The sequence below is a fragment of the Pseudomonas khavaziana genome, assembly GCF_019145205.1.
Lineage (GTDB): Bacteria > Pseudomonadota > Gammaproteobacteria > Pseudomonadales > Pseudomonadaceae > Aquipseudomonas > Aquipseudomonas khavaziana.
The window spans coordinates 12,438-19,003 of sequence record NZ_JAHSTT010000007.1 but is presented as its reverse complement, the minus strand read 5'-3'; the positions used below and the strand labels follow the sequence as shown (position 1 = coordinate 19,003).

The 6,566-nt window shown below is 60.8% G+C and carries 5 protein-coding genes; 3 read left to right on the top strand and 2 right to left on the bottom strand.

Features of this window, described 5'->3' with window-relative positions; all coding sequences use genetic code 11:
- The first annotated feature begins 37 nt into the window (after nt 1-37).
- Entirely contained in the window at nt 38-1,189 is a 1,152-nt protein-coding gene (macA, locus tag KVH01_RS17715; protein WP_217882291.1) for a macrolide transporter subunit MacA, read from the top strand.
- Between the two features lie 3 nt (nt 1,190-1,192).
- Nucleotides 1,193-3,151 carry a MacB family efflux pump subunit gene (locus KVH01_RS17710; protein WP_217882290.1) on the top strand — a complete coding sequence of 653 codons (1,959 nt, stop codon included), beginning with the start codon at nt 1,193-1,195 and terminating at the stop codon, nt 3,149-3,151.
- 506 nt (nt 3,152-3,657) lie between these two features.
- Here KVH01_RS17710 and KVH01_RS17705 read toward each other — a convergent pair.
- The gene (locus KVH01_RS17705) at nt 3,658-4,329 is read right to left on the bottom strand and encodes a helix-turn-helix transcriptional regulator (RefSeq protein ID WP_217882289.1); all 672 of its coding nucleotides are present in this window, start codon (nt 4,327-4,329) and stop codon (nt 3,658-3,660) included.
- A 229-nt stretch (nt 4,330-4,558) separates the two neighbouring features.
- Nucleotides 4,559-5,803: a methionine gamma-lyase gene (locus KVH01_RS17700; protein ID WP_217882288.1), complete on the bottom strand. Its 1,245-nt coding sequence runs from the start codon at nt 5,801-5,803 to the stop codon at nt 4,559-4,561.
- Between the two features lie 123 nt (nt 5,804-5,926).
- Between KVH01_RS17700 and KVH01_RS17695 the strand changes: the two genes are divergently transcribed.
- Nucleotides 5,927-6,397, top strand: a complete 471-nt coding sequence (locus KVH01_RS17695; RefSeq protein WP_217882287.1) for an Lrp/AsnC family transcriptional regulator — start codon at nt 5,927-5,929, stop codon at nt 6,395-6,397.
- Nucleotides 6,398-6,566: the final 169 nt, after the last annotated feature.

Genomic DNA, 6,566 nt, shown 5'->3' with positions numbered 1-6,566 from the left:
CCAAGTAACGGATCTGTACTCAATCAAGAAGCCAACTATGCAAACGTCTAAATTTCGCAAAATCGGCCTTCTGGCAGTGTTGGCCGTGGCCATCGGCCTGATCATCTACACCGTAAAGGCCCCCGCCGACGCTCCCCAATACCTCACCGCCAGCGCCGAACGCGGCGATATCGAAAACGCCGTATTGGCCACCGGCCTGCTCGAAGGCATCAAGCAAGTCGACGTCGGCGCCCAGGTCTCGGGCCAATTAAAGTCCCTCAAGGTCAAAGTCGGCGACAAGGTGAAAAAGGGCCAGTGGCTCGCCGAAATCGACCCGCTGATCCTGCAAAACACCCTGCGCAAAGCCCAGGTCGATGAAGAGAACCTCCAGGCCCAGCGCCGTGCCACGGCGGCGCAGCTCAGGCAGGCCAAGTCGGTGTACGAACGCTACAAAGGCCTGCAGGTGGATGAGTCGGTGTCGCGCCAGGACTTCGAAGATGCCGAATCAAGTTTCCAGGTGCAGCAGGCCAACCTGTTGTCCCTGGATGCACAGATCAAAAGCGCACACATCCAGATCGACACCGCCAAGGTCAACCTGGCCTATACCCGCATCAATGCGCCCATCGACGGCGATGTGGTGGGTATCGTCACCCAGGAAGGCCAGACCGTGATCGCCAACCAGCTGGCGCCGGTGCTGCTCAAGCTGGCCGACCTGGACACCATGACCGTCAAAGCCCAGGTCTCGGAAGCGGATGTGATTCACATCAGCCCTGGCCAGCAGGTGTACTTCACCATCCTCGGCGAGGCGGATAAGCGCTATTACGCCAAACTGCGTGGCACTGAGCCGGCACCGCAGAACTTCCTCGAAACCCAGACCGCCGGCACGCCCAAGCAGAACACCGCGGTGTTCTATAACGCGTTGTTCGACGTGCCCAACCCCGACCACCGGCTGCGTATTGCCATGACCGCCCAGGTGCGTATCGTGCTCGACACCGCCCAAGCTGCGCTGATGGTGCCAGTGGCGGCACTGGGGGCGCGTAATGCCGATGGCAGTTACTCGGTGCGGGTGCTGGATGCCAAGGGCAAGGCCATAGCGCGCAACGTCAAGACCGGCATCAATAACAACGTCAAGGTGCAGATCCTCGACGGCCTGGTCGAGGGCGACAAGGTGGTGATCGGTGATGCCACACCGGCCGTGGCGGGGAGCTGAGCCATGACCCAACCCCTGCTGGAACTCAAGGGCATCACCCGCAGCTTCATGGCCGGCGAGCGCGAATTCATCGCGCTCAAGGGCATCGACCTGAGCATTCATGCCGGGGAAATGCTCGCGATCATCGGCGCCTCCGGGTCGGGTAAGTCGACCCTGATGAACATCCTCGGCGGCCTGGACTACGCCACCGCCGGCAGCTACAAGATCAACGGCATCGAAACCCGCTCCCTGGGCGATGAGCAACTGGCGGAGCTGCGGCGTGACTACTTTGGCTTTATCTTCCAGCGCTACCATTTGCTCGCCCACCTGAGCGCGTTGCACAACGTGGAAATGCCGGCGATCTACGCGGGTACGCCGGAGAGCCAGCGGCACAGCCGCGCCCGTGAGTTGCTGGCTCGTCTGGGGCTGTCAGGCCACGTCAGCCACCGGCCAAGCCAGTTGTCCGGTGGGCAACAGCAGCGGGTGAGTATTGCGCGGGCCTTGATGAACGGCGGCGAGGTGATCCTGGCCGACGAGCCCACCGGCGCCCTTGATACCCACAGCGGCAAAGAGGTGATGCGCATCCTCGCCGAGCTGCACGCGGCCGGGCACACGGTGATCATTGTCACCCATGACCCCAAGGTCGCAGCCAATGCCCAGCGTATCGTCGAGGTGTGTGACGGCCAGATCATCAGCGACAAGACCAACGACAGCGTCGGCCTGGAGCTGCCCAGCGAGGCGCCGATCGAGCCCAGGCGCAGCGGCGCTCGGCGCCTGGTGGCAAGCCTGGGGTTGTTCAAGGAAGCCTTCAACATGGCCTGGGTCGCGCTGATTTCCCATCGCATGCGCACCTTGCTGACCATGCTCGGCATCGTCATCGGTATCACCTCGGTGGTGTCGATCTCGGCCATCGGTGAAGGGGCCAAGCGCTATGTGCTCAAGGACATCCAGGCCATCGGCAGCAACACCATCGACATCTTTTCCGGTACCAGTTTTGGTGACAGTCGCGCATCGGCCATCGAGACCCTCATGCCCTCGGATGTGGAGGCATTGAACCAGCTGTATTACGTGGACAGCGCCACGCCGGTGGTGGGCCGCAACCTGCTGCTGCGCTTCGGCAATATCGACCTCGATGCCCAGGTCAACGGGGTCAGCGATCGCTACTTCAAGGTCAAGGGCCTCAAGCTCGAAGCGGGCATCGCCTTCAGTGAAAGCGATGCGCGACGCCAGGCCCAAGTGGTGGTGATCGATCACAATACCCGCCACCGTTTGTTCGGGCCGAACATCGACCCGCTGGGCCAGGTGATCCTGGTGGGCAACCTGCCGTGCACGGTGATCGGTGTAACGGCGGACAATAAAAACATGTTCGCCGCCAGCAAGGCGCTGAACGTCTGGGTGCCTTACGAAACGGCGGCGGGGCGCTTGCTGGGCCAGCGCCACCTGGACAGCATCACCGTACGCATCAAGGACGGCCAGCCAAGCAAGGTGGTGGAAGACAACGTCAACAAGCTCATGCTGCAACGCCACGGCACCAAGGACTTCTTCACCAACAACCTCGACAGCATCATGCAGACGGTGCAGAAAACCAGCCGTTCCCTGGCGTTGCTGTTGTCGTTGATCGCGGTGATTTCTTTGCTGGTGGGCGGCATTGGCGTGATGAATATCATGCTGGTGTCGGTCACCGAGCGCACCCGCGAAATTGGTATTCGCATGGCGGTGGGTGCGCGTCAGTCGGATATTCGCCAGCAGTTTCTGGTGGAAGCGGTGATGGTGTGCCTGATCGGCGGGATCATCGGGATCTCGTTGTCCTACGCCATTGGCTATCTGTTTTCGCTGTTTGTGAAGGAGTGGGAAATGGTGTTTTCGCTGGGCTCGATCATTACCGCGTTTGCCTGCTCGACGTTGATTGGCATTGTGTTCGGGTTTGTGCCGGCACGGAATGCGGCGCGCCTGGACCCGATAGAGGCACTGGCCCGGGATTGATTTCTACCTGCCTATGAGGACTGAATGCGGGAGGGGGCAAGCCCTAATGCCAGTCAGTTAAGGCTTTTTTGTAGGAGCGAGCTTGCTCGCGAAAAACTTACAGGCGCCGCGTTCATTCAGCAAATACGCGTTATTGTTGACGTTTTTCGCGAGCAAGCTCGCTCCTACAGAAGGCGATGACCGCTTAACTGACTGGCATTAGGGCTTGCCCCCGATGGCGGCCTTGGGGCCGACCAGGATGTTGGATCAGACCGAGTACATATCCATTGCTGCGGTAACGGCTTCTATGGGTTCCGCCTTGACGGCCGCTAAACCGGCATCCCTGCCGGTTTACCCCCCAAATCCCTGTCGAATTCCGGCCAGCGTGGTTTAACGGGGCGCCTGAGATCAAAAGCAGATCAAGATCAAGGGCGGCTCGCTGCGCATCGTGGTTACGGTCGGCTGCTTCGTGTAGGTACTCATGCTCATCGGGAGCAAGTCCCTCTCACATTTCGAACGATGCCGGATTAGAAGCGGGTGCTGTCTTCGGTGGCGTACATCCACCGCAACAACGAATGCCGCCCGCTGATGCCCAGCTTGATCGCGGCGCGCTTGAGGTAGCTTTCGATGGTGTTGACCTTCAACGCCATTTGCTCGGCCAGTTCCGGCGCGGTGCGGCCGGCCAGCAGGCCCACGCATACTTCCAGTTCACGCTTGGACAGGCTCAGCCCCGATTGCACCAGGCGTTCCTGGATGCGTCGGCGCAGGGTGTCGATGCCCTGGTTTTGCGGTACCGGCGACTCATTGTCCTGGCGGCACGGCTGGATCGCGGTGATGTGCTTTTCCACCATGGGCAGCAGCAGCGTGGAGAAATCCTGCAGCATGCTGCGCTCCTGGGCGGAAAAACTCTCGGATTGGTGCGAGCGGTACACCGACAGCACATAGCGCACATCGTCCTTGCGCCGTGTGAGGTGCAGTTGTGCCGCAGGTTGCTCAGGCCCCAGGGCAGCCACCGAGTCGGTGTACACCGGGCTGATCTTGCGGCGGCTGTGGCCTTCGCTGCTGATCCGCAGTTGGGTGATATGGGTGGCGTCCACTGCCAATTGAGTGAGGATAAGGTCATGCAGCATGCGTGGGAAATGGCGGCTGCCGGTGCTGGCGATGACCTTGCCTATATGAGGGAACAGGTGTGAGTTCATCAATTCGTCCATGAGTATCGAGCGCGGGGCATCCAGCCATATAGCGACGGGGTTTAACGAGGTGAGCAATATGAATAACCCGCAGTGATAATGCTTCCCGCCGAAACCCATGCTAGTACAGGCTGGCGAAGGGAGGGGGATCCAATCGAAAAAAAACAGATTTAAGCCTACAGCGACGACCGATAAGCCCGATCATCGCTTGTAGGAAAGAATAACGCCTGATGAGGTGTTATCTCAGGACGTGGGCTGCCGTCGCGGCACGGCGCACGCTGGGGCGGCTGCACTTGGCCAGGGCCTGGTGCACGTCCGCCAGCAGGTCCGCGACATCCTCAAGCCCCACCGACAAACGCACCAAGCCTTCGCTGATACCGTGCTGCGCCCGTTCCTCGGGGGTGTAGGTGGAATGAGTCATGCTCGCCGGATGTTGGGCCAGTGACTCGGCGTCCCCCAGGCTCACCGCGCGGGTGAACAGGCGCAATGCGTTCATGAAGCGCCGGCCCATCTCGATGCCGCCCTTGAGTTCAAAGGCAATCATGCCGCCGGGCAGCTTCATCTGTCGTTTCGCCAGCTCGTACTGCGGGAAAGACCGCAGGCCGGGGTAGGTTACCCATTGCACGGCCGGGTGCGCCTGCAAGGCTTCCGCCACTGCCTGGGCGCTGCTGCAATGGCGGTCCATGCGCAGGGCCAGGGTCTTGAGGCCGCGCATCAGCAACGACGCGTCCTGGGGTGACATCACTGCACCGGTCAGGTCCTTGAGCCCTTGCAGGCGAATGCGCTGCGCCAGGGCATAACTGCTCACGGCAATGCCTGCGGTGATGTCGCCATGGCCGCTGAGGTATTTGGTGGCTGAGTGCACCACCACATCCGCGCCCAACTCCAGCGGACGTTGCAGGTAAGGGGTGCAGTAGGTGTTATCCACCACCAGGGTGATATTCGGCTGGCGGTGGGCAAGCTCGGCCACGGCGGCGATGTCGATCAGGCGCAGGTTGGGGTTGGCCGGGGTTTCGCAATAGATCATGCGGGTCGCCGGCGACAGCGCCGCTTGCAGGGCGGCCAGGTCAGTCAGGTCGACATGCCGCACTTGGATGCCGAACTCGCCGATGCCGTGGTGCAACAGCGCGAAGGTACAGCCGTAGAGGGTCTGGCTGACGATGATCTCATCGCCTGGGCGCAGCAGGGTCCAGAACGTCGCGGCAATCGCGCCCATGCCGGAACTGAACGCCACCGCGGCCTCGCCGTTTTCCAGGCTGGCCATGCGCGTTTCCAGCAAGGCCAGGGTCGGGTTGGAAATGCGCGTGTAAAAGTGGCCGCTGGCTTCACCGGCAAAGCAGGCGGCGCCATATTCGGCGGTGGGAAAGGCGAAGGTGGCCGACAGGTAGATTGGCGGCACCAGGGCGCCGTGGTGGTCCTTGGGGTCATAGCCGTGATGAATCGCACGGGTAGAAAAGCCGGATGCGGGGTGTTTATTATTCATGTCGGGCGCTCCTTATTTCCTACAATGCTATGCTCATAACTGCAGATGAATCTTGCAAAAAATGCCGGGAAAAGCCGCGTTTGTGGATCAAACACCGATAAAAACAAGGATTAGAGGCACGTCATGCCCATCAAGCTGGATCGCACTGATAAAGCGCTGTTAAACGCATTGCAAGGCAACGCCCGCCTGACCGTGGCCGAACTGGCCGAGCGCGTGGCCTTGACTACTTCACCGTGCTGGCGGCGGGTGCGCGCGCTGGAAGACAGCGGGGTGATCAGTGGCTACCAGGCGATCCTCTCACCCAAGGCGCTGGGCTACGGGGTGACGGCCTTTGTCAGCATCATGATGGACAGCCACACCCAGGACATCGCCCGGGCGTTCGAACAGCGGCTGTTGGAAATCCCGGAAATCGTGGCCTGCCATAACGTGTCGGGGCGCTATGACTTTTTGCTGGAAGTGGTGGCCAAGGACCTGGAATCGTTTGGCGAGTTTGCCCGTGAAGTGTTGCAGACCTTGCCCTGCGTCAAGGAGATCTACTCGAGCTTTTCCTATAAATCGGTGCGACCGTTGCGGGTGATTCCGCTTTCGGGGTGATGCTCCACCTATAGCCATGGGTACTCGGTCTGATCCAACATCCTTGTCGGCTGTCAGGCCGCCATCGGGGGCAAGCCCCCTCCCACACAGAGTTGTGTAGATACCCATGCCTATAGCTGCAGCCGAATCTCTGCACACAGACCGCAGCTTCGACTCACCCAGCAGTGGG

Bases quoted from the DNA above. Each gene is read 5' to 3' on its own strand.
- macA (WP_217882291.1), top strand. From the start codon at position 38: ATGCAAACGTCTAAATTTCGCAAAATCGGCCTTCTGGCAGTGTTGGCC.
- KVH01_RS17710 (WP_217882290.1), top strand. From the start codon at position 1,193: ATGACCCAACCCCTGCTGGAACTCAAGGGCATCACCCGCAGCTTCATG.
- KVH01_RS17705 (WP_217882289.1), bottom strand. From the start codon at position 4,329: ATGAACTCACACCTGTTCCCTCATATAGGCAAGGTCATCGCCAGCACC.
- KVH01_RS17700 (WP_217882288.1), bottom strand. From the start codon at position 5,803: ATGAATAATAAACACCCCGCATCCGGCTTTTCTACCCGTGCGATTCAT.
- KVH01_RS17695 (WP_217882287.1), top strand. From the start codon at position 5,927: ATGCCCATCAAGCTGGATCGCACTGATAAAGCGCTGTTAAACGCATTG.